At 65.5% G+C, this 25142-nt stretch carries 26 protein-coding genes and 1 pseudogene; 16 read left to right on the top strand and 11 right to left on the bottom strand.

From position 1 onward, the window contains the following. Positions 1-57: 57 nt before the first annotated feature. Positions 58-438, top strand: coding sequence for a DUF3054 domain-containing protein (locus AB0C34_RS09630; RefSeq protein ID WP_357069329.1), 381 nt, complete (start codon positions 58-60; stop codon positions 436-438). Here the strand turns inward: AB0C34_RS09630 and AB0C34_RS09625 are convergent, their stop codons facing one another. Further along, a complete protein-coding gene (locus tag AB0C34_RS09625) occupies positions 439-2076 on the bottom strand; it encodes an NTF2-like N-terminal transpeptidase domain-containing protein (RefSeq protein WP_357069327.1) in 1638 nt (545 codons plus the stop codon). A gap of 424 nt (positions 2077-2500) precedes the next feature. Between AB0C34_RS09625 and AB0C34_RS09620 the strand changes: the two genes are divergently transcribed. Next, positions 2501-3112 (top strand): hypothetical protein, encoded by a 612-nt coding sequence (locus tag AB0C34_RS09620; RefSeq protein ID WP_357069325.1) that lies wholly within the window; start codon positions 2501-2503, stop codon positions 3110-3112. Positions 3113-3137: 25 nt separating this feature from the next. Continuing rightward, positions 3138-3593 carry a type II 3-dehydroquinate dehydratase gene (gene aroQ / locus AB0C34_RS09615; RefSeq protein WP_357069323.1) on the top strand — a complete coding sequence of 152 codons (456 nt, stop codon included), beginning with the start codon at positions 3138-3140 and terminating at the stop codon, positions 3591-3593. 91 nt (positions 3594-3684) lie between these two features. Here aroQ and AB0C34_RS09610 read toward each other — a convergent pair whose 3' ends face one another. Continuing rightward, entirely contained in the window at positions 3685-4131 is a 447-nt protein-coding gene (locus AB0C34_RS09610) for a nitroreductase/quinone reductase family protein (RefSeq protein WP_357069321.1), read from the bottom strand. Positions 4132-4317: 186 nt separating this feature from the next. Here AB0C34_RS09610 and AB0C34_RS09605 point away from each other — a divergent pair, with 186 nt between their 5' ends. The 5 genes from AB0C34_RS09605 (at position 4318) to AB0C34_RS09585 (ending at position 9658) form a co-directional block, all read left to right on the top strand. Further along, positions 4318-5301, top strand: a complete 984-nt coding sequence (locus AB0C34_RS09605; RefSeq protein ID WP_357070107.1) for a magnesium transporter CorA family protein — start codon at positions 4318-4320, stop codon at positions 5299-5301. Between the two features lie 149 nt (positions 5302-5450). Then, on the top strand, positions 5451-7241 hold the full coding sequence (gene ctaD / locus AB0C34_RS09600; RefSeq protein ID WP_357069319.1) for a cytochrome c oxidase subunit I: 1791 nt from the start codon (positions 5451-5453) through the stop codon (positions 7239-7241). Between the two features lie 982 nt (positions 7242-8223). Next, the gene (locus AB0C34_RS09595) at positions 8224-8652 is read left to right on the top strand and encodes a hypothetical protein (RefSeq protein ID WP_357069317.1); all 429 of its coding nucleotides are present in this window, start codon (positions 8224-8226) and stop codon (positions 8650-8652) included. Positions 8653-8776: 124 nt separating this feature from the next. Continuing rightward, complete coding sequence (locus tag AB0C34_RS09590) at positions 8777-9295, top strand: hypothetical protein (protein ID WP_357069315.1); 519 nt, start codon at positions 8777-8779, stop codon at positions 9293-9295. 3 nt (positions 9296-9298) lie between these two features. Continuing rightward, entirely contained in the window at positions 9299-9658 is a 360-nt protein-coding gene (locus tag AB0C34_RS09585; protein WP_357069313.1) for a hypothetical protein, read from the top strand. A 180-nt stretch (positions 9659-9838) separates the two neighbouring features. On the opposite strand, the gene AB0C34_RS09580 is transcribed toward AB0C34_RS09585, so the two are convergent. Both AB0C34_RS09580 and AB0C34_RS09575 read right to left on the bottom strand, forming a co-directional pair. After that, positions 9839-10864 (bottom strand): dihydrodipicolinate reductase, encoded by a 1026-nt coding sequence (locus tag AB0C34_RS09580; protein ID WP_357070105.1) that lies wholly within the window; start codon positions 10862-10864, stop codon positions 9839-9841. An 89-nt stretch (positions 10865-10953) separates the two neighbouring features. Further along, the gene (locus tag AB0C34_RS09575) at positions 10954-11781 is read right to left on the bottom strand and encodes an SDR family oxidoreductase (RefSeq protein ID WP_357069311.1); all 828 of its coding nucleotides are present in this window, start codon (positions 11779-11781) and stop codon (positions 10954-10956) included. A gap of 96 nt (positions 11782-11877) precedes the next feature. Here AB0C34_RS09575 and AB0C34_RS09570 point away from each other — a divergent pair, with 96 nt between their 5' ends. Beyond that, a complete protein-coding gene (locus tag AB0C34_RS09570; RefSeq protein WP_357069309.1) occupies positions 11878-12525 on the top strand; it encodes a helix-turn-helix domain-containing protein in 648 nt (215 codons plus the stop codon). Here AB0C34_RS09570 and AB0C34_RS09565 read toward each other — a convergent pair. Further along, on the bottom strand, positions 12512-13318 hold the full coding sequence (locus AB0C34_RS09565) for a metalloregulator ArsR/SmtB family transcription factor (RefSeq protein ID WP_357069307.1): 807 nt from the start codon (positions 13316-13318) through the stop codon (positions 12512-12514). The two genes, AB0C34_RS09570 and AB0C34_RS09565, sit on opposite strands and share 14 nt — an antisense overlap. Positions 13319-13533: 215 nt before the next feature. On the opposite strand from AB0C34_RS09565, the gene AB0C34_RS09560 reads away from it, so the two are divergent. Further along, positions 13534-14109 carry a dihydrofolate reductase family protein gene (locus tag AB0C34_RS09560; protein ID WP_357069305.1) on the top strand — a complete coding sequence of 192 codons (576 nt, stop codon included), beginning with the start codon at positions 13534-13536 and terminating at the stop codon, positions 14107-14109. Here AB0C34_RS09560 and AB0C34_RS09555 read toward each other — a convergent pair. Together AB0C34_RS09555 and AB0C34_RS09550 are read right to left on the bottom strand one after the other, a co-directional pair. Then, the gene (locus tag AB0C34_RS09555) at positions 14041-14805 is read right to left on the bottom strand and encodes a helix-turn-helix domain-containing protein (RefSeq protein ID WP_357069303.1); all 765 of its coding nucleotides are present in this window, start codon (positions 14803-14805) and stop codon (positions 14041-14043) included. The genes AB0C34_RS09560 and AB0C34_RS09555 overlap by 69 nt on opposite strands. 124 nt (positions 14806-14929) lie before the next feature. After that, entirely contained in the window at positions 14930-15808 is an 879-nt protein-coding gene (locus AB0C34_RS09550; protein ID WP_357069301.1) for an NAD(P)-binding domain-containing protein, read from the bottom strand. 135 nt (positions 15809-15943) lie between these two features. Here AB0C34_RS09550 and AB0C34_RS09545 point away from each other — a divergent pair. Next, positions 15944-16270 (top strand): annotated as a pseudogene (locus AB0C34_RS09545) (helix-turn-helix domain-containing protein); the annotation flags it as partial. 26 nt (positions 16271-16296) lie between these two features. Here the strand turns inward: AB0C34_RS09545 and AB0C34_RS09540 are convergent. Both AB0C34_RS09540 and AB0C34_RS09535 read right to left on the bottom strand, forming a co-directional pair. Beyond that, positions 16297-17421 carry a glycerate kinase gene (locus AB0C34_RS09540; RefSeq protein ID WP_357069299.1) on the bottom strand — a complete coding sequence of 375 codons (1125 nt, stop codon included), beginning with the start codon at positions 17419-17421 and terminating at the stop codon, positions 16297-16299. 69 nt (positions 17422-17490) lie between these two features. Beyond that, positions 17491-19080 carry an alpha/beta hydrolase gene (locus AB0C34_RS09535; RefSeq protein ID WP_357069297.1) on the bottom strand — a complete coding sequence of 530 codons (1590 nt, stop codon included), beginning with the start codon at positions 19078-19080 and terminating at the stop codon, positions 17491-17493. Between the two features lie 157 nt (positions 19081-19237). Here AB0C34_RS09535 and AB0C34_RS09530 point away from each other — a divergent pair, with 157 nt between their 5' ends. After that, positions 19238-19549 carry a GNAT family N-acetyltransferase gene (locus AB0C34_RS09530; RefSeq protein ID WP_357069295.1) on the top strand — a complete coding sequence of 104 codons (312 nt, stop codon included), beginning with the start codon at positions 19238-19240 and terminating at the stop codon, positions 19547-19549. Between the two features lie 3 nt (positions 19550-19552). On the opposite strand, the gene AB0C34_RS09525 is transcribed toward AB0C34_RS09530, so the two are convergent. Continuing rightward, positions 19553-20314 carry a 1-acyl-sn-glycerol-3-phosphate acyltransferase gene (locus tag AB0C34_RS09525; protein WP_357069293.1) on the bottom strand — a complete coding sequence of 254 codons (762 nt, stop codon included), beginning with the start codon at positions 20312-20314 and terminating at the stop codon, positions 19553-19555. Positions 20315-20441: 127 nt separating this feature from the next. Here AB0C34_RS09525 and AB0C34_RS09520 point away from each other — a divergent pair, with 127 nt between their 5' ends. From AB0C34_RS09520 to AB0C34_RS09510, 3 genes are all read left to right on the top strand, one after another. After that, positions 20442-21086, top strand: a complete 645-nt coding sequence (locus AB0C34_RS09520) for a YqgE/AlgH family protein (RefSeq protein ID WP_357069291.1) — start codon at positions 20442-20444, stop codon at positions 21084-21086. 139 nt (positions 21087-21225) lie between these two features. Next, positions 21226-21753, top strand: a complete 528-nt coding sequence (locus tag AB0C34_RS09515; protein ID WP_357070103.1) for a sigma-70 family RNA polymerase sigma factor — start codon at positions 21226-21228, stop codon at positions 21751-21753. Continuing rightward, positions 21750-22469, top strand: a complete 720-nt coding sequence (locus tag AB0C34_RS09510) for a zf-HC2 domain-containing protein (protein WP_357069289.1) — start codon at positions 21750-21752, stop codon at positions 22467-22469. Before AB0C34_RS09515 ends, AB0C34_RS09510 begins: the two co-directional genes overlap by 4 nt. Positions 22470-22770: 301 nt before the next feature. On the opposite strand, the gene AB0C34_RS09505 is transcribed toward AB0C34_RS09510, so the two are convergent. Further along, the gene (locus AB0C34_RS09505; protein ID WP_357069288.1) at positions 22771-23301 is read right to left on the bottom strand and encodes an EXLDI protein; all 531 of its coding nucleotides are present in this window, start codon (positions 23299-23301) and stop codon (positions 22771-22773) included. A gap of 141 nt (positions 23302-23442) precedes the next feature. Between AB0C34_RS09505 and AB0C34_RS09500 the strand changes: the two genes are divergently transcribed. Continuing rightward, a complete protein-coding gene (locus AB0C34_RS09500; RefSeq protein WP_357069286.1) occupies positions 23443-25125 on the top strand; it encodes a thiamine pyrophosphate-binding protein in 1683 nt (560 codons plus the stop codon). The last annotated feature ends 17 nt before the right edge of the window (positions 25126-25142 follow it).

Below are 25142 nucleotides of genomic sequence, written 5' to 3'. Positions count from 1 at the left end.
CCAGGGTGTGCGCAGTCGCACAGGGCGCGGCGGCACATCCACATTAGGCTCTCCCGCGTGAGGAAACTGGTACCGCTGATCGCGGACGCGCTGCTCGTCATCCTCTTCTGCGCGATCGGCAGGCGTAGCCACGACGAAGCGATATTCGCCGGACTCTTGCGCACCCTGTGGCCCTTCGCGATCGGTCTGGCCCTCGGCTGGGCCGTCGCCGCCGTCTCGGTCGGCCGGATATTCGGCGAGATCGGCCGTGGCGCGCGATTCGACGGTACCTCCCCGTGGCCGAGCGGGATCGTGATCTGGCTCTGCACCCTGGTCGGCGGAATGGTGCTGCGGGTGGTCAGCGGTCAGGGCACGGCGTTCAGTTTCGTGCTGGTCGCGAGTACGGTGCTCGCGCTGTTCCTGGTCGGCTGGCGCGCGGCGTTCCGAGCGCTGACCTGATCACGGGTCCGGGGTGGCGAGCGCCTGCAGCATCCGGGCCGCCATCCGAGCCGTGGCATCGCCGCTGTCGACGTCGTCGATATGCACCGCGAAGGCCAGATCGCCCATGATCCCGATGAGCCATCCGTTCGAACCGGCGGTGGTGGCGAACGCACTGACATCCCGGTATCGCCGCACGCTCGCGAGTTCCGGTGCGTTCGTCGCCTCGCGCAACTTCGCGCGCAGCCGATCGGTCGCCTCGGGTGACAGCGGACCCAGCTGAGCATCGGTGGTGCCCGGCCGGGCGACCTCGATCATCGGCATCGGCACCGAGCCGCGTGCGATGGCGGCCGCGGCAATCGCCATGCCGAACGGGCTGGCCAGTACCGCGTCCGAGCCGCCGCCCTGGCGCACTTGCTCCGCGCTGCGTCCAGCGATGGCGATCCGGCCGGTCACCTCGTCCATACCGGGCACCTCGACATCGATGCCGACCCCGAGCGCGGTCGCGGTCTCGGCCGCTTCCTGCACCAAGATATCTTGTGGCGCTTTGCCTTTGGCCGCCGCGGCGACGATGCGGAACAGCTCGATATTTCCCCCGACCGGGTAGAGCCCGGTGTAAGCGACCGAACCATGCTCGCTGGCCTGGCTGTTCTGCGCCGTCGCGACCACCGCACCGCTGGAGGGCTGGATCGCCACGATCGAGGCGGGCGTGCCCACGCTGACCACCGCATCCTCGGCGGCGCGCTGCAGCCGCTGGTCCATGGTGCCGGCGATGTCCGGTCCCGGCGGGCCCTGCTGGCCAGCGAGCTGGCTGATGAACCGCCCGTCCTGCTCGAAGAGCTGCACACCCCACCCCGAGTGCGTCTCTTGACTGTCCTGCTGCACCTTGCGCAGCGCATCCAGCATCGGCGACCAGACCCGACGATCAGCGGAGATCAGTCGCGGCTGCTTCTCCATCACCACGCCGGGAATCGGCGCCATCCGCGGTTCCAGGATGGCGAAATCGCCCTCGCGCAGATTCACCGCGGTCACCGGCTTGCCCTGCGCGGCGGCGAGTTGCTGCATCAGCGACGGCCCGGTGATCAACGGCGCGACCGGCTCGATAGCCTTGGCCAGCGCGTCGGTCGAAGCGACCGGGTTCGATGTCTTGGTGGGGTCGATCTTGATCACGTTGATGACCTGCTCGGTCATCAACGGCTCACCGACGATGTCGTTGACCCGCGGCGCGGGCGATGGCAGTGTACGCACCAGTTGGACGGTCCGATTGTGCGCCAACTGCGGCATGACGATGGCAGGCTCCCAGGAGATCCGCCAGCCGATAGCCAACTTGCGGACGTGTCCCTGCAGGCTGTAATTCCAGTTCTTGTGCTCGCCGAAGCTCCATTCGACGTCCATGCTGAAAATCCCGGACTCGGCATCCAACCCGATGAATTGGGTCTTCTCGTAGTCCGGCTTGCCCGGCTGGAGCCCGGTGAACATTTGCTTCAAGGTTGCTGAAGCCGCCGTGGGGTACGACGTCAGGTCTGCCGCCTTGGCGTAATCCTGATCGTCGAGCAGATCGATGAAGCGTTCGACAACAGTCTCGGCTTCACTCTGATTGTCCTGTATCCCGCATGAGCCGATCGCAACCGCGAGCAAGGCCACCCCCACGAGTGCCATAGCGCTCCGAACGCGAAAGCGGCGGGATCCCCACACATCCATATCGCCCACTCTTCACTCTTGTCACTCCAGCAACAAGACCACCGTACCTGAAATTACCAATTCGCAGCGCCTCCGTCGCAAGGACGTTACCCGTGCTCAGCATCCCGACAGTGCCCGAAACCTTCCGTCCCAGGGGACCGTTCACGATGGTTGCCGGTCCACTCACCGACAACCGAAGCCGCAACGGTACCGGCATGCACGCAAAGCCGCGCGCTCGGCGCCATACTCGTCCGTTCGATTCACCGAGTACCCCCGACGACGCTTTCGAAGCACCCGCAGCCGAGCGCGTTTCGTGTTCGCACAGAGCGGAACCGCAAACGCTCTTTGCGACGTAATCTTGTAATCAGAAATACAAAACCAGCAGAGTAAGTAGGTAACCCGCATGAGAAACACACATCGGGGACAGGGATTCGGACGACCAGGCGGCTGGCAGCAGGCCGACCTGCCGGACCCCGCGGACGTGCCCGACTGGTTCGCTGGACGATTGCCGATTGAATGGTTCACCGCCGCACCTCTCATCGAGGTAGATCGGGACGAGATCGTCGTCATCGGCGAACTGCCGCTACCACAGCCGGAGAATCAGCAGACCGACTCGTCCGCCGGCAGCACCGAAGCTGCGCGGACCGACGATGTACCGCGCGCGACCAAGGAAGGCGCCGTCGCCAGGTTCCGCGAGTCCACCCGGCCGGCCCGGATGCAGATCGCGAACGAGGCGCAGCACCGATATCGACGCAGTGTCGCCTGGGGTGTCTCGGTGGACGGCGAACGGATCATGTTCACTCACCTTGCCGTTCCCGTCATGACTCGGTTACGCCAGCCGGAACGCAAGGTCCTCGACACACTGGTCGACGCGGGTGTCGCCCGTTCCCGTGCCGACGCGCTGGCCTGGACGGTGAAATTGGCGGGCAAACACGCGGAGTCGTGGCTGGCGGAACTGCGCGGCGCGATGCGCAAAGTCGAGGACCTGCGCTCGGAAGGGCCGCAAGGGCTGTAGGCCGGTCGAGTCTAGGGTTGGGTGCATGGCTGTGACCGTCGGCGCGACGCCGGGCCCGATCCTTGTCCTCAACGGCCCGAACTTGAATATGCTCGGCATCCGTCAACCAGAGATCTACGGGTCGGCGACGCTGGATGATGTGGTGGAACTCTGCGAGCAATCCGCGGCGAATGTCGGCAGGGAGATCGTCACCTTCCAATCGAACTCCGAAGGCGCGCTGATCGATCGAATCCATCAGGCGCGCGGCGCCGAGTCGGGCATCGTCATCAATCCCGGCGGCCTCACCCACACCTCGGTGGCGCTGCGGGACGCACTGGTGATTCCGGAACTCCCCATAGTGGAGGTGCACATCAGCAATGTGCACGCGCGCGAGGAGTTCCGGCATCATTCCTATATCTCGCCGATCGCCACCGCGGTGATCGCGGGTATGGGAATTCAGGGCTACGCCGCCGCGATCGAATTTTTGGCACGGTCGGCCTGATCCGGACCGGGTTTGCACCCGGCCCACCCACCGGACGGTTCACCTGGCCGGCCGTGGGTCCACGGTGTCGGGCCGCAACGTCGTAGTGGCGTCAGCTGATCCGGAAAACCGGAAAGCCGGGCGCTATGGCGGTGAGCTCCTCGTCGCTGGCGTCCTTGGTCACTCCCTCGAAGAATTTACCGACCTCCCAGCCCCACTTTCGCAGGTAGAGCCGCAGCAGCGGCACCTTGTCGGCGTCGGCGACCTCGGTGGCGGTGAAGGCCTCGACCGTCCGGCCGAGCCGCAGTTCACCGCCACCCGCCACGCGCAGGTTGCGTACCCACTGGGTGTGCCCACGTGGCGCGACCAGGAACCGAGCACCATCGTCCCGAACCATCAGGTTGACCATCGTGGTCCGCCACTCACCGCTGGTACGACCGCGCACTGCCAGCAGTCGTGACCCCATCACACTGACGCCCAGTTTGGGCAGCAGGTTGAAGATTCGGTTCATGATCGAATCGAGACCGGAGGGGCCGATGTAGCGGGTGCCGAGATCCATGACTAACTCCTTTTGTGAGCATTGCTCTCTATAGAGAGCAATAGTGCCCCTCACCGTCGACAAAGTCAAGAGCAGCGCTCTCGCTTCTCCGTATCCCCAGCCCAGAGCCGATTCACCACGGCGAATCGCTCGACCGGCACGGCTGTGGTGCGATAGCAAGGAGATAGCTTGCGTGAGGAGACCGACATGGACGTCCGGTTCATATCCGACGGCACAGTGCGCTCGTGCGCGCCGACCGATCTGCCCGCGTTGCTCGACCGGCCCGACGGGCTGGTCTGGGTGGATGTCCCGACCTGGGACGATCAGGCGGCGGATACGTTGACCCCGCTGTTCGGGTTTCATCCGCTGGCCGTGCAGGATTCGATGAACCGCAATCAGGTCCCGAAGGTGCACCGATACGCGGATCACTTTTTCGTGGTCCTCCATGCGCCGCAGTCGGGAGCACATGGGCATGTGCACTATGTCGAACTCGACCAGTTCATCGGCGGCCGGTACCTGGTGACCGTGCACGGCCCGTTGAATCCCGCCGTCGATCCGTCGACCGCGATGGTCGAGGTGAACGCGGTGCTCGGCCGGCTGGAATCGGGCAGGTCGCGGCCTGGCACCGGATTCGAACTGTCCTTTGCCTTGCTCGCGGCGTTGACGGCGCGCATGCGGGCCTACACTGCCGAACTGACCAAGGATGTCTGGAAACTCGAACAGCAAGTCACCGCTGGACATCTCGGTGATCCGGAAACCTTTCTCGACGAGATGTTCCGGGTTCGGCACGGTCTGCTCACGGTCGGGACGATGGCCGCGTTGAGCCGGGAAGTCTATGACCGGATGGCCACCATCGAAGCGTTCGGCGCCGGTGGAGGGCAGGAGCTACTACACGATGCGGTCGATCAGTTCCAGCATTTGATCGTGATGGCCGGCGGCCAGAAGGACTACCTGCAGGGCACCATCGAGTTCTATCAGGCACGAACGAACACCAAGATGATGATCGCGGCTGAACGGCTCGCCGTCATCGCGGCCGTCACGTTGCCGATTACCGCCTTGTCATCGGTGTTCGGGATGAACGTGATCGTGAACGAACGGACGCAATGGGGCTGGGTGGTCGTAATCCTGCTCGTGATGCTCGGCATGTCCGGCGCACTGCTCATCTGGGCGCAACGCAAAGGCTGGTTCTGACCCCTGCCTCGACACCAGTCCTTACGACAGACGCTGAGCTGCATCTTCGCACCCCACCTGGGGTGGCGTGAGACCTGCGTCACATGATTTGGTGGATACTGACCCGGCAACTTCAGCGATGGCAGACAGCGGTTCGGGAGGTGGCGGCGATGAGTGTGACGACGAAACCAGGGGAAGCTGTTCGACCCTATCCGCAACGGCTGGGGCCGAAAGGGTCCTACCTGTGGAAAATGGTCACGACCACCGACCCCAAGGTGCTCGGCACCATGTACCTGGTCACCGCGATGTCGTTCTTCTTCCTCGGCGGCCTGATGGCACTACTGATGCGTGGCGAGCTGGCCAGACCGGGCCTACAGTTCCTCTCCACCGAGCAGTTCAACCAACTGTTCACCATGCACGGCACGATCATGTTGCTGTTCTACGCCACCCCGATCGTCTTCGGCTTCGCGAATGCCGTGCTGCCGCTCCAGATCGGCGCACCGGACGTCGCCTTTCCCCGGCTCAACGCGTTCAGCTACTGGCTGTATCTGTTCGGCGCTACGATCGCGACCGCGGGTTTCGTCACCCCTGGCGGGCCCGCGGACTTCGGGTGGACCGCCTATGTGCCGCTGAGCGACTTCGAGCACTCGCCCGGCGCGGGCGGTGACATGTGGATCATGGGGCTGGCACTCTCGGGCCTCGGCACCATTCTCGGCAGCGTCAATATGGTCACCACCGTGGTCTGCCTGCGCGCCCCCGGCATGACCATGTTTCGGATGCCGATCTTCACCTGGAACATTCTCGTCACCAGCATCCTGGCGCTGCTCGCCTTCCCGCTGCTGACCGCGGCGCTGCTCGCGCTGGCCATCGATCGACACCTCGGCGGGCACATCTACGATCCGGCGACCGGCGGCATCCTGCTGTGGCAGCATCTGTTCTGGTTCTTCGGCCATCCCGAGGTGTACATCGTCGCGCTGCCGTTCTTCGGGATCGTCTCGGAGATCTTCCCGGTCTTCTCCCGCAAGCCGATCTTCGGCTACACCACATTGGTCTACGCCACGTTGGGTATCGGCGCGCTCTCCGTCGCGGTCTGGGCGCACCACATGTACGCCACCGGAGCGGTGCTGCTGCCGTACTTCTCCTTCATGACTTTCCTGATCGCCGTCCCGACCGGGGTGAAGTTCTTCAACTGGATCGGCACCATGTGGCGCGGTCAACTGACCTTCGAGTCACCGATGCTGTTCTCGGTCGGGTTCTTGGTCACGTTCCTGTTCGGTGGCCTCACCGGTGTCATCCTGGCCAGCCCGCCGCTGGACTTCCACGTCACCGACTCGTACTTCGTCGTGGCGCACTTCCACTACGTGCTATTCGGCACCATCGTGTTCGCCACCTTCGCCGGGATCTACTTCTGGTTCCCCAAGATGACCGGACGCATTCTGGACGAACGCCTGGCCAAATGGCATTTCTGGACCACGCTGCTCGGCTTCCACACCACCTTCCTGGTGCAACACTGGCTCGGTGCCGAAGGCATGCCGCGCCGCTACGCCGACTACCTTCCTACCGATGAATTCACCCTGCTGAATACCATCTCCACGATCGGCGCCTTCCTGCTCGGGCTGTCGATGCTGCCGTTCATCTGGAACGTCTTCAAGAGCTACCGCTACGGCGAGGTGGTCACGGTGGACGATCCGTGGGGGTACGGCAACTCCCTGGAGTGGGCCACCACCTGCCCGCCGCCGCGGCACAATTTCTACGAGTTGCCGCGGATCCGTTCCGAGCGTCCCGCGTTCGAGCTGCACTACCCCCACATGGTCGAGCGCGCACGGGCCGAGGCGCACGTGGGCTGGGGATCGGGCAGGCACGCCCTCGAGGTCAAAACACGCGAGAGCACAGTCACCGAGTCCCCCTCGACTGCGACCGGTGCCGAGCCGGCGTCGGACGGCAATCCGAAGGCCGACTAGGTGCACCGACCGTGGTCGGTCGATGCCGGGCGTGGCGAGCGATCCACACCGGCATGCGGCGCGCCATGCCCGCACATTCGTCCGTGACCGATCGTTCGCAACCCGTCCCCTCGGCCCGCGTGTCCGCCTTTTCGAGATTTGTACGAGTGCATTCGCAAGATTGCACAAAGCGGAAGTCGAATACGCCGTCGCGATAAGTGCGGCACCACGTTCGAAGCTGGAAACGGCGTGGCCACCGGCCTATTCGTCCGCCGTTATCGGACATCGTCCCAATTCTCACCTACCTACTTACGTGTCCGGTGCGCCGCAGCACACATCGAGTGATACGCGGGCGGCCGTGCAGCCTCTGTGCAACCCCCTGCTGCGGGGTTGGCGGCCGGGCAGAAAAAGCGGGAAAGTTCGGAGTACGAACCGATTCCCGATCAGGAGGTCGACATGGCCACTCTCGAACTGTCCGCCGGGTGCCGCTGTAATACGAAGACCAGAGCCCCAGCCACTTGGTCTCGATGCGGCACGGCTGGATGATGAACAACACCTTCTGGCCGCAGAACCGGAGACCCCAGCGATGGCATCCGACTGCGGCCGGCGCGCACAGTTCTCCGCAGAGCCACATCGACCAACACCGTCCCCGACGATTTTCGGTGACCACCCCCCGCAAACGGCCTGCTGGTCAGCTCGCCACACCGGCCTCGGCCACCCTGTGACACCGGGCGGAGCTCACCACCACCCATCGGAAAGGAAGAATCCATGAAGAAGTTATTCGACATCAGAGACGCCTGCACGATGGCGTGTGTCATAGCCACTACCCCGGTGCACCACAACGCGTGGGTATCGCTGTCGAGCGGAGCCGGTCATGCAAATAGTCGGTAATCGTTACCGCGCATTCGAATACACGGTGACCACGAGCGGACCGTGCGCTGTCGATCTCGAACCAGCGGCCGTCGGAGTGCGAAAGCCCTTCTTCGATTGCCTTTTCCTGTCGGTGAGCGTGGAGCCGAGCGATCTCGCGCTGGCAGATATGGCCGTGCGAATCGTTCGTCGCATTGTCGCCGAGACCGATGCAGCGCAGATCGTGGTCGATGGATTTGCCCACTTGCCGGCATTCGGTGCAGAACCCTGTGCCCCAACAGGATGGGACGTGTTGTCGGAAATCGCCGATGTCTTGGATGTGTTGACAGAATTCACCGAAAGGCTGGAGGAGAACGGTGAACGTGTTCATCTTGTGCCGTTCGGCTGGAACAAGACCTGCCACGCCGACGCATTCGAGGGCGCGGACGCGCAGCGCGTAATCCATCTGTCGGCCTGTGACACCGGTGGCGGCCGCGCTGTCACCAGCTTCGCCGGCGCGGGCGATCACTCCTCTCGCTCACGCCAACCCCTGTGGCGGACCTCATGCACCAGATCGTCGTAACCGCAGAACGATTCGACGACAGCGGGATACCGCCTGCGCTCGAACACCGAAAACCCGTCCTGCCCGACCATACGACACACGGGCGATGATCACCAAAAAGGTCCACGGAAGTAAGGAGGGACGGATGAGCAGGGTGGCGCAGCGGGTCGCCGAACTCCTCGACCGGCGCTGTGTCCATGACGTGCTCGTCCCCGGATGGATCGACCGGGACGACGTTCCCTCGGAGTTCCGCCCGCAACCACTGGCGCTGTGGCTGCGGCTGGACCTGGGCATGGTCCGACTGGCCGCGCGGGCAGGGGGCGATCACCTGTCCGTTCGTCACGACACCATCCCCAGTTGGTCCGATATCGAACTGCTTGCGCAAGCGGAGAGCGAGGTCGTCCTAGCCTCGTATGGGGAGCAGTTATTCGGAGACGGTAGGGACGCGTTGGCGTGTGTCGCCGTACGCGGGTACGAGACGACGACCGGGAAAACCAGCGCACTCGGCATCGACTTCGATGGCGGTCACACGCTGTTCCTGGACCCGTCGTGGACTTTCGGTATCCGCATGGGAAGCAGGGCGGGCGAGATCGACTGGGTGGAGAAGTACGGGCGCGATCGGTCGCCGCGATTTCTGCGCCTGGCCACGACCCGGGATGGGTAGGACATGACGAGCGGGCCCAACAACAATATTCAGGACGAGTCAAAGGGGTTGGGTGTGTTCGACCATCGCGCCGAAGCCGAAATCAGTGTGCTCATCGATGTCGTCGCTCGGGTCGATGCCGCGTTGGCCGACGCGGCGCGCTACCAACAACACCCCGGCAGTGGACGCGCCCGCATTTACGCCACCGTGTTGTACGAACTCATCGTCAGCGCCCGCCAGACGCATGGCCCCGACGCCGGGCGCCTGTACGCCGCTCCCCTCCTCGATTCCCTGATCGAGGACATAGCCGATGCCGACGAACGGACCCTCCTCGATCTGCTCGTGCCCGAGATCGTCGCCCGCCGCGTGACCGCTGTGAACTGAAAGGGAGTCCCCGCACTGTATTCCGCTCCCTCCCCCGGACGGACACTGTGCGGGGTCGGCGGAGGCTCGGATCGGAGCGCACCTCGGTGCATCGCGACGCCCGCGGAACGCGCCGATCCAGTGCTTCGCCAACACGACAACCAGGCGAGTTTCGCTTCCGGGCGAACCGCGTGCGTCCACTCAGCGAATGGTGCCCATCCCAGGGATCAGCGGAAGCTCGAGTGGAGTAATCCATCCCGGGGGCAGGTCGTTCACCGCGGGTACGGCGTTGAGCGCCCGCATACCGGTGGCCAGGCACCCCGCGACCGCTGGGGTGCGCCCGGAGCCGTCGGTGAATCGAAACGAGGTCTCCTGCGAAATCGACGGCGAACCAACGATATCCACTCGGTAGACGTCGTCGCGGGCACCCGAAGGCCACTCGGGCGCCGCGTCGAGACCGATTCGGTTGACATGCTCGAGCGTGATCACCTCGCGGTCCCGGTATACGCCGTTGATGGTGAAGCGGATCGCGGCGACCGTGCCCGCCTCGACCGTGCCCTTCGCCGATGGCCGATCCTTCGGCGTCACCCACTTGTCCCATGTGGTGGTGATGCGGTCCAATTCGATACCCACGGCGGCGGCGATCATCGGCACGGTGCCACCCCAGGCCATAATGAGCAGGTCGGGCAGTTCCAACATGGCCTGGAACTCCGGTGGGTGCCCGATGCCCATCTCGAATTCGTAATCGCCCTCGTAGTCGGTGTAGTCGAGCAGCTCCGAGGCGCGCACCGACTCGACCTGACCGCACAGGCCCATCAGAGTCATCGGAAAGAGATCATTGGCGAAACCCGGATCGATACCGGTGGTGAAGCAAGATGCTTTTCCCTCCGCGCAGGCGCTGGTGATCGGATCGCGCCACACGCTCGGGGTCTGCGCCATGGTCGGCCACACCCACGGGGTCATGGCTGTCGAACACACATCGATGCCCGCGCGCAGAAAGGCAGTGATGACGCGAATGTTCTCCTCGGCGAACTGCGCGGTCGGACCGTAATGCACCACGGCATCGGGCCGCGCGGCAATCAATTCGTCGACCGAATCGGTTGCCAGGATCCCGGTTTCGGCACCACCACATAGCGAACCGGCATCCCGGCCGACCTTCTCGGGATTGCTTACACCGACCCCGACCAGTTCGAATCGGGGATGTCGGACGCATTCGGCGAGCACCATAGATCCGACGACCCCGGTTCCCCACAAAACGATTCGCTTTTTCGACACCGATACTCCTCACCCGAGTGTTGCTTCGCGTAATGCAAGCCTCAGCTGTGGTACTCGCCACAGTCGACGGTCAGCGTCTGCCCGGTGACCGCGGAGGAGAGGTCACTCGCCAAGAACAGCGTGGCGCGGGCGACTTCTTCCGGGTCGGCCAGCCGCTTCAGGTCGGTGGGCTCGGCCTTCTCCCGGTAGATATCGTCGTGGGTGCGGCCCGCCTGTGTGGCCAGCCAGTCGAAGTACGCCTTGTTCACGTCCTCATAGATGTAGGACGGCGCGACACTGTTGACCCGGATGCCGCGCGGACCCAGCTCGGTCGCCAGCGACGAAGCCAGGTGCGCGAGAGTGCCTTTGGACAGCTTGTACCCCGAATACACCGGCTCCGAATCGAACTGGACACACGAGTTGAGCATGATGATCGAGCCGCGAGAAGCAGCGAGGGCATCAGCGAATAGCGTCGAAAGTCGCAGCGGTGCGAAGACATTCGTCTCATTGACGGTACGCAGGGCAGCCAGATCGATTTGGCTGATCGGATACATCGGCGGAATCGCGAAGGCATTGTTGATCAAACAATCGACCCGGCCGAACTCGGCCACCGTTCGCTCCACCAACGTGCGGCGCTGATCCTCGTCGGTGATGTCGGTCGGCACGGTCAGCGCTTTGCCGCCATGTGACCGCACCACCTCCGCCGTCTCCTCCAGCCGCCGCTCGGTGCGACTGACCAGCACAAGGTCGGCGCCCATCCGTGCCGCTTCCACAGCCAGCGCGCGGCCCAGACCGGGGCCTACGCCAGACACCACGACGACTTTGTCTTGCAGCAGCGGCACCGGCCGATACGTATCGGCGGTTACGGACACATGCGCGGCATCGGACACGACTCCTCCTCGAACCTCACAGCTGTTACAGCGTGTAACGTCTTAGGTGTGACACACTGTAACGACTCCTGCCGGCAATGACAAGGACGGTATTTCGTGAGCGCACGCCATCGCCTCGGCCCGCACCGCGATCCGGCGGTTGATCAGGCGGTGCTCGAGGCCGCTCGCAGCCTGCTCGTCGAACGCGGCTACGGCGCGGCATCAATCGACGCGATCGCGACCCGAGCGGGCGTCAGCCGACCGGCGATCTACCGTCGCTGGCCATCCAAAGCGCATCTGATCGCGCAGGCGGTGTTCCCGGACGTCGACACCGACGAAGTCGCCGGCGATATCACCGCGGAGATCCGGAAGGTGATCCGAGGGACCATCCAGCTGTTCGGCGCGCCCGCGGCGCGCGAGGCGATGCCGGGACTGATGTCCGACATGCGCGCAGATTCCAGCCTGTACCACAAACTTTCGGCACGGCTGGACACCCCCACGCGCCGGGAGCTGGCCGAATATCTGCGATCCGACGACGCGGCGGGCAGTCCCGACTCGGCCTCGAATACCCTGCTGGACACCATCGCCGGTGCGGCGCTGTTCGCGATGTGCATCCGCAATATCGACGATCTCGACGGCTTCGCCGAATCCCTAGAAAATCTCCTGCTCTACGGCCTTGCCGGCGACCCGGTCACCCGTGGCCGTCAACCATCGGGCGCCGGCTCCTCCGACCAGAGCCACACCATCGCGGCTACGAGGCGATAGCCGGGTCCGGGTCGGGCAGCGTTACTCCAGTCTCCAGCAGAGTCTTGAGGTTGGACACAATGCTCGGCCAGCCGCCGCGGATACCCTCCAGCACTCGACTGCCGGGCGCGAACCCGTCGTGCACGACCGTGAGTTTCACGATCTCGCCCTGTGGCTCGATCTCGAAGGTGACCTTCGAGCGCGGCTCCCTCGCCCATTGCGCGACCTCATCCGGATCCATCTCGAATGTCGCCGCGAAATGCGGGTCGAAGGTGTGCCAGGTGTAGGCCAACCGGGTGTACGGATCGGCCTCCAGCACGATCTGCTCGGGATCGTCGCTGGACCAATCCTGTTGCCGCCAGACCATCGTCGAGCCCGGACACCAGTCCGTGTCGAAGGCCGTTCCCCAGTAGCGACTGGTGAACGCTGAATCGGTCAAGGCCTGCCAAAGCTTCTTATCGGTGGTCTTGATGTAGGTCGTGTAGACGAATGCGTTATCACCCATGGGCGATGCCTCCAGTGCTTGTTTCAGGTCGGCGAGCGCGTGCACCCGCGCGCGGTGATACCGGTTGATCCAGCGGTCGGCGATGGCATTGATGGGCTCGGCATTGAGGTAGTGCAGTTTTTCCCGGCCGTCGCGTCGAGTGCTGATCAGGTTGGCCGCCTCCAGCACCGCGAGGTGCTTGCTGACCGACTGGCGGGCCATCGCGAGTCCCGCGCACAGCTCGCGCAGCGTCTGCCCATTGTCAACGTTCAGGCTGTCGAGCAGCCGGCGCCGACTGGGGTCGGCCAGCGCCTTGAACACTTCGTCCATGCCACCTTCCGATTCACGCAGCCATCTGGCTGCATTTCTATAATAGGCAGCCATTTGGCTACATGACAAGGGGGTGTCGGTTTCGTCCAATACAGCGGGACTATCGGTTCGTAGGCTTCGAACGGCGGCCCGGGGCGGCGCGTCGAGCTGAGGCTCGTGCCGCTGGCATCACCTGGGCAACGGCGGTTTCCGCCGTCCATTCTCTGGAGGATTCTGTGACACGTGAACTGGTCTACACGGGCTTTATGTCGCTCGACGGGGTGGTGGATTCGCCAGGCGGCAGGGTCGAGGGGCACCGCAGCGGTGGCTGGGTGATGGATACCGAGTTCGTGCCTGAGGCCTACTCGCTGAAGGCGGAGGAACTCGCCGAGACAACAGCGCTCATGTTCGGGCGCCACAGCTACGAGGCGTTCGCCCCGACCTGGCCGGATTCGGAGGATCACGTCGCGTACAAGGAACTTCCCAAATACGTCGTCTCGACCAGCCTCACCGACGACGCCCTGATCAAAGGATGGGGTCCGATCACGATCGTGCGATCGATCGACGATATCGCCGAACTGAAACAGAGCGACGGCGGCGCCATCTTCATTCACGGCAGCGCTGAACTGGCCCGGCGTCTGTCTGATGCCGATCTGATCGACCGGTACAACCTGCTCGTGTTCCCGGTGCTGCTGGGGTCGGGCAAGAGCCTGTTCGGCAGAGCGGACCGGGACAAACAGCAACTACGCCTCGCGCAGGCCGCGACCTACTCGAACGGAGTCGCCAAGCTCGTCTACCACGTCGTGCGCTGAGGAAGGATCGAGCGCAATCGCACCGTCGAGGCCGTTGCGGAGCTGTCGGGCCGTACGCCCCACGTACCGTCGCAGCGCCCGGGCGAGATGGGCATCGTCGTAGTACCCGAGCGTTTCGACGACGCCGCTGTTGGTCTCACCTGAGGCCAGCAGTCCTGCGGCGGCGCGAGCCCGTCCGATCTGTCGAACCGCGCCTTTGGTGAGGCCGGTCGCCGCTCGAAAGCGGCGCTCGAGCGTACGATCGGTGACCGCCGACCGATGGCCCCGCAAGGCCTCCGCGACCAAGCGATCGTGCACCACGGTTCCGTCCCGAACGAGTCGGTTGACGAGCGCCTCGGCGTCATCGGGGTGCGGCGTCTCCCAGCGCGCACCGTCCAGCCGGAAAGTCCGGTGGGTCACATCGGGCAAGATGATCCCACTGTCGACCAAGGACGCGGTGGCCACCGCGCGCAGCGACGTGCCGACCGCGAACTGAATGCCGACGAAGGTCGCGCCGTCCGGCACCGGGGCAGTGCCGGTGCGGCTCTCGGGACCTGTGACACACGCGTACGCTGTGCCCTCCTGTTCCCAGAACACCAGACCCCAGGTCTCGGTGGCGACCGAAGTCATCTGCGTGACCTGCTCGCTGCGGCAGGTCCACACCGAAGCGATCCATGGCGAATCCGACGCACGCGTCTCGAACAGCAATCCCACCATCGGCATCCTAATCCGGGCACAGAGCGGCACCGGTGCGACTGTCACGGCCACGATGTGCGTGAGATACCCGCGATACCTCGGTACCTGTCCAGCTGCACACCGAATCCGGCCGAGGCGCCCGCGTTTACGCGTCGCCGCGCATCAGCGCATAGGTGGAGACCGGCGTGCCCACCCGCTCACTGGCGGCGATGGCTCGACGCCAGAACGCCTGCGCGGCATAGGAGAAGGTGGCATCGACGCCGACCTCCTGGCTCGCGTCGATGATGTGTCGCGCACCGGCGTCCATCATCTTCAGACCATCCAGCGTGGCCCAGCCGCCGTTCGAGTTGGCGACCGAGAACTCCTGCATGAAGTAGGGGAACGCGGCGGCCGACCGGATCGCGAACGGGACGAACTTCGCGATGTCGTGGCCGGAGCGCTCGATCACCGCGGTCGCCTGGTCGAAAGCCAGCAACCAGGGATGGAAGATGACCAGGAGGGCCTGGTAGAAGACCTGCGCCAGACCGTCGTCCGCACCGAGGTACTCCTGCGGACTCAGCGGGCGCAGCAATTCGGCGTGCGCGTCGAAGAGTGCGCGCGGACCGCTGTAGAAGATGTACGACGCCGGATGCGCGAGATTGTCGCCCGCCGACATGACGCCGCCGGCGAGGAACTGCGCGCCATGCGACCGGACCCAGGCGGCGCCCGAGCGCGCCTGTTCGGGGGAATCCGAGGACAGGTTCGCGATCACCCTGCCCCGCAGGTGGTCGGTCGCCTGGCCGAGCACGGCGTACATCGCGGCGTAGTCGGTGAGGCTGAGCACGGTGACCTCGTTGACGTCGAGCGCGGCGGCCACTGTCGACGCGCGCTGCGCGCCGAGTTCGACCATGGCGTCGACCTTCTCCGGGCTGCGGTTCCATACCGTTACCTCGACGCCCGCGTCGAGGAAGGCTCGGACCATGGCCTGGCCCATCGGCCCGAGGCCGACGACGGAGACGGATCGGGGGGTTGTCTGCTCGGACATGTAGTGCCCTTCGGATCTTGTTCGACGGCGGTCGGTGTCGGGATTCATGCTCGTTGCCGCAGGTAGAGTCGGAAAGACCGAACGTTGGGGTGCGGTTGCTTACCTAGAGGTTTGCCATCAGGTCAGAAGGGGGCAGTGGACATGGACAGTGGCGCAGATCACGATGTGTGCGGCATGTCGGTCGCGATCGATGTCGTCGGCGGCAAGTGGAAATTGCACCTGATGTGGGCGCTGGGCGCGGGCCCGCAACGCTTCAGCCACATCCGCCGGCTGCTCGGTGGCGTCAGCGAGAAAGTGCTCGCCGAGAACTTGCGCCAACTCGAGTCGAGCGGTGTGGTGCACCGTGAGGTCTATCCCGAGGTCCCCCCACGCGTCGAGTACTCACTCACTGCCTTGGGCGAGGAATTGGCCGTCGCCCTGCGTCCGCTCGAGGAATGGGGCGACCGGCATCGGCACGAGCTCGCCGCGAACCCCCAGCCATCTGCGGATCACGCCAGGCTCTCGACGGCGAGCCGCGCACCGACACACTCCAACAGCGCTGCCGCGTCGGCCATCGAACGGGCGGGATCGGGTTCCAGGTCGGCGAGCGCGTAACAACCGGCGAAACCCATGGTTCGAATCTCGTCGGCCGTAAGCAAGGTGCGGCCGACAACGGCGATCACCGGGATCTTCGCCGCGCAAGCCGCCGCGCACACGCCGATAGGCGCCTTCCCGTGCAAACTTTGCTGGTCGAGTGACCCTTCGCCGGTGACCACGAGAGTTGCGGTGGCGAGCAGGGCGGGAAACTCGAGCAGTTCGAGCACGACCTCGATGCCGCTGCGAACTTGCGCGCCGAGGACGGCGAGCGCGCCGAAACCGACTCCCCCCGCAGCGCCCGCACCGGGTAGGCCGGCGAAGTCGGGGCCGGCGACCCGCGCCCAGTGGGTGAGCGCGGATTCGAGGACATCGAGTTCGTCGGGACCTGCACCCTTCTGCGGTGCGTACACCGCAACGGCGCCGGTCGCCCCGAGCAGCGGGTTGTCGACGTCACTGGCCACAGTGAAGGTCGTCACGGCGATCCCGGGATGCATCGCTGAGCGGTCCACGTGCGCGGCGCGCGCCAAAACGGCGCCGCCGCTTGGCAATTCCAGCCCCTCGGCGTCCAGGATCCGAGCGCCGAGCGCTTGCAGCATGCCCGCACCACCGTCGGTGGAAGAACTGCCGCCGAGCCCGAGCACAATATCGGTGACACCGTTGTCCATCGCATGAGCCAGGACCACCCCGAGTCCGTAGGTGCTCGCGCCGAGCGGATCCAACCGCCCCTCGGGCAAAGTCGCCAGACCCACCACCGCGGCCAGTTCGACGACGGCGGCTGCCCCATGCCGGGCGTAGGCCGTTCGGCGTGGCACTCCGGTCGGTCCAGGAGCAGTTACTTCCACGCGGGTCCAGCCCGCGGCGACGAACGCCTCGACCGTGCCATCACCGCCGTCGGCGACCGGAACTCGCCGGATATCCGCCTCGGGCGAAATCCGCGCGACACCTGCGGCAAGGGCAGCCGCTACTTGGGGCGCGGTGAGCGATCCCTTGAACTTGTCCGGGGCGAGAATCACCCGAGGTGCGGGCGCGCGCGTCATTCTCACATTGTCAGGTGCGGCGAGGCCGACCGTCCGGCGCACTTCCCGCCGACCGGCCCGACGGCGGGATCAACTCTGGGGCAGCGGAGCTTGGTCAGCCTCGGTGATCGTGACCTGTCCGGTCCGCAGGTAGGTCAGCACGGCCTCGTCTACGGCCGGATTGCCGCGGCCGAACGTCCCATGGTCGCCGCCTTCGACCGTGATCAGGACACCGTTGAGTGCTTTGGCCATGGCCGGGCCGCCCGCGTATTGGGTCAGCGCGTCGTAGCGACTCTGCAGCACCAACGGCGGGGTACGCAGACCCGCACCGGTGATCCGCACCGGTTTCGCTACCGGTTTCCATGCGCCACAGGCCATCCCGGAGCGAACCAGGTCGGCGCGAGCGTCCATGGCGTTGCCGCCGGAGGCGATGGTGGCAATCGCCGAACCGAGCAGTTCCGGCCGGCCAGGTACCGCGTTCTCATTGCAGGTGATGGCGGAGAATACGAAACGGCCGGTAGGGTCGGTCGAGGTCGCGCCCTCGATGGCGCGTAGTCGCTGGACGTTCGCCGGGTCGACAGCGGCGTCGGCCATCGCGCGGGCAAAGCTCGGCCAGAACGTGCGAGTGTAGGTGGCCACCGCCGTCGCGCCGAGCAATGGCACCTGCGCCGACATGCCGCCGGAGACCATGGTGCGCAATAGGTTCTGCAGCTTGCCCACCTGTTCGACACCGCCGTTATAGCCGTCGCGGGCGATCTCGGCGAGCGGCTCGGGCAGCGCGCCGGGAAGGTCGGCGACGCTCGCGGGCGGCGGAGTCAGGTTGGCGTACCAGCCGCCGCCCTGATCAGCCGCCAGCCGGACCCAGTTCCGGTAAACCCGCAACGCGGTGTCGCCGAGGTGGTATTCGGCGCTGTGCTCGGCGATCCAGGCGAACAGATCGTCGAGGCGCTGCTTGCCCGCCGCTTGCTGTTGGGCGAACTCCTCGGTCCACACCCAGTCCGGATTGACGTTGGAGTCCAGGATCATCCGGCCCACCCGGTCGGGGAACAGCGCCGCGTACACCGCGCCGAGGTAGGTGCCGTACGACGCGCCGAGGTAGCTGATCTGCTGCTCGCCGAGCGCGGCACGCACGGCGTCCAGGTCGCGCGCGGTGTTCTCGGTGGTGATGGCGTCCAGGTAGCCAGGATGGGCAGCGTCGCAAGCCGCCTTGATGGCGTCGCGGTTGCCGCTACCCGGCGCGACCTGCTCGCCTTTCTTTGTCTGCGCGCCCGCCGCGCAGTCCAGCGGCGTCGCCCAGCGCAGCCCGCGCGGCTGCACCGCGACGAGGTCGTAGTGCGCGCCCAGATCGGCGGGAAACACCGCGGCACCGCGCGCCCAGTAGTCCAGCGCGTCGGCGCCGGGGCCGCCCGGATTGGCGAAGAGGACGCCCGTGCGCTGGCCGGTTGCCGGGATCCGGCTGACGGTCAGCTCGATGGTCGACCCGCCGGGCTCGGCGTAGTTCATCGGCACGTCGATGACGGCGCACTGCACGCCGTGATTCGCGGATACGGCGTCGTCGGGACACGGCCCGAACATGATCCTCGGCTCGGCGACCGCGAGACCGCAGCTGATCGATCCTGCGACCAGACTCGCCGCGACCAGGGCGGTGGCGACCCGCGAAATGCGCAGTGTCCTTGTCATGTTCCGTACCTCCCCGGGCCCTGCGCGGGCACGCGCGGAGGCCTCGATCAAGAGCATTTTGCGCAGGCTCGCGCCGACAGACAAGTCAGGGACGGGATTTCGCCTGGTCGGCCTCGCGGTTTACCTCGGATCCGGACGCACCGGGTAGCGTCGAGCCATGTCGACCGAGGTCAGCAACAACACCGCACTGGACCGCTTCGAGATCTACGTCGACGGTGCGATCGCAGGCTATGCCGAGTACCAGGACACCGCATCCGAGCGAGCGTTCGTCCACACCGAGATTTATCCGAGATACGAAGGCCAGGGCTACGCGCGACTCCTGGTCGAGACCGCGCTGAACAGCACCCGCGAGGACGCGCTCGGCGCGCTGCCGATGTGCCGAACGGTCCATCATTTCATCGAGACGCGCCCCGAATACCTCACCATGGTGCCGCACTGGGCGCGCGATCGGCTCAACCTGCCGCTGTAGCGCTCAGTACGCCGCGACGGCGCCGTCCAGCGCCTGTTGCAGATCTGCGCGCACCAGCCGAGCGATGTCACCGGGCCGAGTCGGCAGGTCGAGCACAGGTACACCGAAGTAGAAGCTGGCCGAATTCGCCTCCTCCCTCGTCGGCTGCACCGTCGGGTCCGCGCGCGGCCCGTAGCTCAGCGCCATGGAGACCAGCACCGGCTCGGCGCCGAGTTTCATCGCTCGGAACGCGATATGCCCGATCCCGCTGCCCACCGACTGCACCGTGGTCGGGTCGACCTCGTTGCAGGTGCCCTCGGGGAAGACCGCCACGCCGTCGCCGCGTGCCATCCGTTCGGCGCAGATGTCCATCATGCGCTGACCGGCCGCGTTCACCGCTCGAATGCCGTGGTCCTTCCCGCGGAATACCGGGATGCCGCCCATCATGTCGATCTTGCGCCGCTGGTCGGGGTCGAGAAACAGCTCGTCCTTCGCCAGGACGCGCACCCGCCCGATCACCGGTCGAAGGCCACTGCGCCAGGCCGCTGCCGCGACGGTGTACGGATCGTTCTCGGAGAGGTGGTTGATGGCGATCAGCAGCGGCCTTCCCTGCTTGGTCACCGAGCGCAGCAGTTCGCGCGCGCCCTCCGCGTACGCGACCCGCGGGTGGTATCGGCGGCTGAGAACGGCGTACGCCCCCCACGCCTTCAGTCGGTTCTGGCGATGATCGCGATAGAAGTCGTACACGCTGTCACAGTTCTCGAGGCGTACCTCGGGCGGTTCCATGACGTGGACTCTACGATGCCGGAGAAAGTGCGCGACGCGTCGTCTGCCCTCCCGGCCCGGTAAATTCGAACAACAGAACTCGGCCGCAGAAGGCGCATTGTGGGCGAACAACTGCGATGATGTCGGAGTGGCACGCGCAGAAGACCCCGATGATCGGAAGACTCGCGGCGAGCACGGTGAGCGCAAACGGCGCGATTTCCGGCACGGCGAGCAGGTGGTGCGTGCGGGAAGCCTGTTGGTCTCGACCACCGAACTGGTCGAACCCACCTTCCGGCGCACCGTCGTCTACATCATCGAACACAACGAGGCGGGCAGCCTGGGGGTGGTGCTGAACCGACCGAGCGACACCGCCGTGCACGACGTACTGCCACGGTGGACCGACGCTATCGCCACGCCCCGCACGTTGTTCATCGGCGGCCCGGTGAAACGGGACGCCGCCCTGTGCCTGGGCACCGTCCAGGTCGGCGCGCAGATCGAGAATGTTCCCGGGTTGCGGCGCATCGATGGCCGGGTCGTCCTCGTCGACTTGGACGCCGATCCCGAACGGATCGGTTCGCTCGTCGAGGGCATCCGGATCTTCGCGGGCTACGCGGGCTGGACCTTCGGGCAGCTGGAGGGCGAACTGGAGAACAACGACTGGATCGTGCTGTCGGCATTGCCTTCCGATCCGATCAGCACCGGTCGCCACGACCTGTGGGCGCACGTGCTGCGCCGCCAGCCGCTGCCCCTCTCGCTGCTCGCCACCCACCCGATTGAACTCGAACGCAACTGAGATCGTGTACTCCTCGAGGCTCGAAGGAGACACGCTATGAGACACGACAGCTGAACCGGCGCGAATATGGGTAACTCATCGAGTACGCCTGACAACCAACCCCGCAGTTCGAGCGGAGAAGGACGTACTTGTGCGGAAAATACACCGAGCGGCGAACCAGTCCGACGAACAAACGGAATTGATGCGAGTTCTCTATCGCGACCATGCCGCCGCGCTGTGGCGCTACACGCTCGGTGTGGTCCGAGACCCCGGAAGGGCCGAGGACATCGTGCAGGAAACATTGCTGCGGGCGTGGCAACGCCCGAACGTTTTGGATCAATCCACCACGTCGGCGCGCGCATGGTTGTTCACCGTGGCGCGCAATCTCGCGATGGATGAGTTCCGCAGTGCCCGCAATCGGCGCGAGTTGCGCACCGACAATCCGCCCGAGCAGCCCACGCCGGATCAGTCCGACCGCGCGCTGGACGGCTGGTTGGTCGCGGACGCGCTGGCCCGGCTGAGCGCCGACCACCGCCAGGTGATCGTGCGGGCCTATTACCAAGGACTTTCTACCCACCAGATCGCCGAAGAGCTCGATATCCCGGCGGGAACGGTGAAATCGCGAATGCATTACGGCATGCGCGCATTACGACTGGCACTTCAGGAGATGGGGGTGACGAATAAATGACGGAGCTCACCGACGACTACGCCACGTGGGATGCGCCATACGTGCTCGGCTCCCTCACCCGGGTCGAGCGTCGAGAATACGAGGACCATCTGGCGAGCTGCGTCGACTGCCAGGCAGCGGTAGCGGACCTGGCCGGCCTGCCCGGCATGCTCGCCTTGGTCGACACCGAGACCGCGCTGGCGATGATCGAGCCGCCCGCCGAGGTTGCCGCGGCGACCGAGTCGGCGCCACCGGTGCCGCAGCTACTGCCCCGGCTCGCCGCCGCGGCCGAACGGCGCCAGCGCCGCAGCAAATGGGTGTCGGTCGGCACGGCGGTGGCAGCGGCTGCAGCCGCCGTAGCGATCGCCGTGCCGCTCGCCGTCACCATGACCGGGACCGACGAGCCGGGTACCTCTGAACATGTCTTCGCCGAACGCACGATGGAGCCGCTGCAGTCGACACCGGTCGCGGCGAACTTCAAACTCATTCCGGCCGGTGACAAGACGCGGGTCGTGATGTCCTGCAGCTACCCGTCGAGCGCGCAGAGCAACAACTGGAATTTCGCCATGTACGTCACCCGCACCGACGGTCAGCAGGAGGAACTCGGCCAGTGGCCCGCGACCCCCGGCACCGAGCTGACCGTCGATCAGACTGTGAACGGGCCGCCCGATCAGGTCCGCGCTGTCGAAATCCGGTCCGCCGGCACCGGCAAGGTGTTACTGGTCGGAACGGTCTGATCGATCGAACGATCCCCCGCCGGTCCTTCCCGGCCGGGGATCGTTGATTCGGTAACCGGGATCAGCGTGTCCGACGCCGAACGATCGAGAACGCCCACGCATATCCGACCACGGTGCGCGAACACGAAGTCGAACACCGGCCTCAGCACGGTCGGCATCGCGATCACACCGATGGTCATGCTCAGATACCGCTTGGCGTGCACAGGATTGCGGTGCGGCATCGGCGCCGAATCGGCGAGCGCAGACCGCTCCCCACTGCGGCGCCTCGACCGGTATTCGGTTGTCGCGACAGGTGCTTCGACTAGATGTCGAGATCTTCGATCGTCGGCCCTTCGGCCAGATCGGTCACCCGCTGAAGAAGCTTGTCCGGCAGTTTGCCCTTCAACTCGGCGAGCGAATCGACGACGACGAAAAAGAACTCGCCCCAGTCCTGTTGACCGACGCCGAGCAGACGGCGCCAACTCTTCGGGTCCTTCCACTCCTTGAGCCACTTCGCGCCGGCGTCGGTCGGATACTCGTCCCAGTTCGAGTATTGGGCATGCATCACATACTTGCCCTTGCGGGTGCGATACACCTGAATGTGCTCGATGCGGGTGTCGTTGACGTCGTGCCACTCCCCGAGCAACGCGCCAGAGAACCGAACCTGCCGCACACCGTCGCGACCCACCCGCAGCACGATCTCGTCGTAGCCTTCCAGCCGACCTTCTTCGAGTTCGATGAACCGGCGCAGCGCCGTGACCACCGCCCCCGAGAGGTTGCCGCCGACCAGCTCCTGCGCACGCTGAAAAAGCGGCAGATCGTCATCGGCGACATAGATCGTCTTGTTGGGCATGGCCCAACTATACGTAGATGTATACGTACATGCAATCGGCGATTTCCATTCAGGGTTGAACCATCCGGCGGACTCACCCGTATCACTCGTGTACACAATCTCAAATGCGCTCGGCCGCAGCCGTGCACGGAAGGAGTGCCGATGCAGACCAGGGTCGTGAACTACCTGATGCAAGCGGTTTCGGCACTTGGCGTGCGGCATATCTTCGGAGTCGACGGCGCGAATATCGAGGACCTGTACGACGCCCTGTTCGACACGCCACACGACCTCACCGGCGTGATCGCCAAGCACGAGTTCTCCGCGGCCACCATGGCTGACGGCTATGCCCGCTCGACCTGCGGATTCGGGGTTGTGGCAGCGACATCCGGCGGCGGCGCGATGAATCTCGTTGCCGGCCTGGCCGAGTCATTCGCCTCTCGGGTTCCAGTACTGGCGCTCGTCGGGCAGCCACCAACCGCGCTCGAAGGCAACGGCGCCTTCCAGGACACCAGCGGACGCGCGGGCACCATCGATGCGGCTCGCCTGTTCGGCGCGGTCAGCACGTACTGCGCACGCGTGCACAACAGCGCCGAACTGCCCGATCAACTGGCCGAGGCAGTCGCCGCCGCCCGCCGCGGCGGACCAGCGGTCCTGCTGCTGCCGAAAGATGTGCAGCAGGCAGACATCGGCGATGTTTCGCCGTTTCGGCTACCCGCTGAGAACTATCTACCCGACGAGGCCGGACTGACCAGGGTGCGGGCCGCAATCACCGCGGGCCGCCGCACCGGGAAGATCGTGATCATCGCGGGTGACCAGGTTGCCCGCGACGACGCCCGCGATCAGCTCGCCCGCCTCGCCACCGCCCTCGACGCTGCCGTCGGTGTCGCGCCGGACGCCAAAGACACCTACGACAACACCGATCCCGGATTTCTCGGTGTCGCAGGCACGATGGGTCATCCCGAGTTGATCGCGGCCGTCCGCTCCGCCGCCCTGTGCCTGCTGGTCGGCACCCAGCTGCCAGCAACCGCGCGCAGCGGCTTGGACGAACTCGATTGCGCGGTGGCCAGCATCGGCATCGCGCCGCCGTACTCGCCGGCCACCCATGCCACCAGCACGGACCTCGCACAGACACTGGCCGGCCTGGCCGATGAACTGGACACCGGCACAACAACTTCCGCGCGCGCGGCAGCAACGCAACCGCTGACGCCGCTGCGGGTACCGCGATCCTCCGGCCCCGGCCTGCGCTACCGGGATCTGGTCGAGACGATCGACGCCGCATTGCCGGACGGCACGGACGTCTTCGCCGACGCGGGCAACACCGGCGCCGCGGTCGTGCATCACCTCCGAGTACCGCGGGGCGGGCGGTTCACCGTCGCCCTGGGTATGGGCGGAATGGGTTACACGTTCGGCGCCGGGATCGGCTCGGCCTTCGCGCGCGGGCAGGCGACGGACGCAGCGCGGCGCACGGTCGTCATCGCGGGCGACGGCTCGTTCTTCATGCACGGCATGGAGGTGCACACCGCGATCGAGCACGCTTTGCCGGTCACCTTCATCGTGCTCAACAACAACGCGCACGCCATGTGCGTGACCAGGGAACAGCTGTATTACCAAGATCGCTACAGCTTCAACAGGTTTCGGCCGACGGACATCGGAGCGGGTATCGACGCCATGTTCCCCGAACTGCCCACGTTCTCCGTGCGAGCCCTCCCGGAACTCGCCGATGCGATACACCACTGCTTCGCGACCGAAGGGCCGTCGTTCATTGCGATCGATTGTGATCCCGACGAGGTCCCCCCGTTTCTGCCATTCCTGACAACCATCGAGCAATCCGAGGGCACCCGATAAAGCACACCCGCGAAGCC

It is taken from the genome of Nocardia sp. NPDC049220 (assembly GCF_040647855.1).
GTDB lineage: Bacteria > Actinomycetota > Actinomycetes > Mycobacteriales > Mycobacteriaceae > Nocardia.
This window is presented reverse-complemented; position numbering and strand designations above follow the sequence as displayed.

Excerpts from the sequence above, each read along its gene's own strand:
- AB0C34_RS09555 (WP_357069303.1), bottom strand. The coding sequence starts at position 14,805 with ATGGTGGGATTGCTGTTCGAGACGCGTGCGTCGGATTCGCCATGGATC.
- AB0C34_RS09530 (WP_357069295.1), top strand. The coding sequence starts at position 19,238 with ATGTCGACCGAGGTCAGCAACAACACCGCACTGGACCGCTTCGAGATC.
- AB0C34_RS09550 (WP_357069301.1), bottom strand. The coding sequence starts at position 15,808 with ATGTCCGAGCAGACAACCCCCCGATCCGTCTCCGTCGTCGGCCTCGGG.
- AB0C34_RS09590 (WP_357069315.1), top strand. The coding sequence starts at position 8,777 with ATGAGCAGGGTGGCGCAGCGGGTCGCCGAACTCCTCGACCGGCGCTGT.
- aroQ (WP_357069323.1), top strand. The coding sequence starts at position 3,138 with ATGGCTGTGACCGTCGGCGCGACGCCGGGCCCGATCCTTGTCCTCAAC.
- AB0C34_RS09540 (WP_357069299.1), bottom strand. The coding sequence starts at position 17,421 with ATGACGCGCGCGCCCGCACCTCGGGTGATTCTCGCCCCGGACAAGTTC.
- AB0C34_RS09580 (WP_357070105.1), bottom strand. The coding sequence starts at position 10,864 with ATGGTGCTCGCCGAATGCGTCCGACATCCCCGATTCGAACTGGTCGGG.
- AB0C34_RS09535 (WP_357069297.1), bottom strand. The coding sequence starts at position 19,080 with ATGACAAGGACACTGCGCATTTCGCGGGTCGCCACCGCCCTGGTCGCG.
- ctaD (WP_357069319.1), top strand. The coding sequence starts at position 5,451 with ATGAGTGTGACGACGAAACCAGGGGAAGCTGTTCGACCCTATCCGCAA.
- AB0C34_RS09525 (WP_357069293.1), bottom strand. The coding sequence starts at position 20,314 with ATGGAACCGCCCGAGGTACGCCTCGAGAACTGTGACAGCGTGTACGAC.
- AB0C34_RS09625 (WP_357069327.1), bottom strand. The coding sequence starts at position 2,076 with ATGGCACTCGTGGGGGTGGCCTTGCTCGCGGTTGCGATCGGCTCATGC.
- AB0C34_RS09565 (WP_357069307.1), bottom strand. The coding sequence starts at position 13,318 with ATGGACGAAGTGTTCAAGGCGCTGGCCGACCCCAGTCGGCGCCGGCTG.
- AB0C34_RS09510 (WP_357069289.1), top strand. The coding sequence starts at position 21,750 with ATGACGGAGCTCACCGACGACTACGCCACGTGGGATGCGCCATACGTG.
- AB0C34_RS09610 (WP_357069321.1), bottom strand. The coding sequence starts at position 4,131 with ATGGATCTCGGCACCCGCTACATCGGCCCCTCCGGTCTCGATTCGATC.
- AB0C34_RS09505 (WP_357069288.1), bottom strand. The coding sequence starts at position 23,301 with ATGCCCAACAAGACGATCTATGTCGCCGATGACGATCTGCCGCTTTTT.
- AB0C34_RS09620 (WP_357069325.1), top strand. The coding sequence starts at position 2,501 with ATGAGAAACACACATCGGGGACAGGGATTCGGACGACCAGGCGGCTGG.
- AB0C34_RS09585 (WP_357069313.1), top strand. The coding sequence starts at position 9,299 with ATGACGAGCGGGCCCAACAACAATATTCAGGACGAGTCAAAGGGGTTG.
- AB0C34_RS09500 (WP_357069286.1), top strand. The coding sequence starts at position 23,443 with ATGCAGACCAGGGTCGTGAACTACCTGATGCAAGCGGTTTCGGCACTT.
- AB0C34_RS09605 (WP_357070107.1), top strand. The coding sequence starts at position 4,318 with ATGGACGTCCGGTTCATATCCGACGGCACAGTGCGCTCGTGCGCGCCG.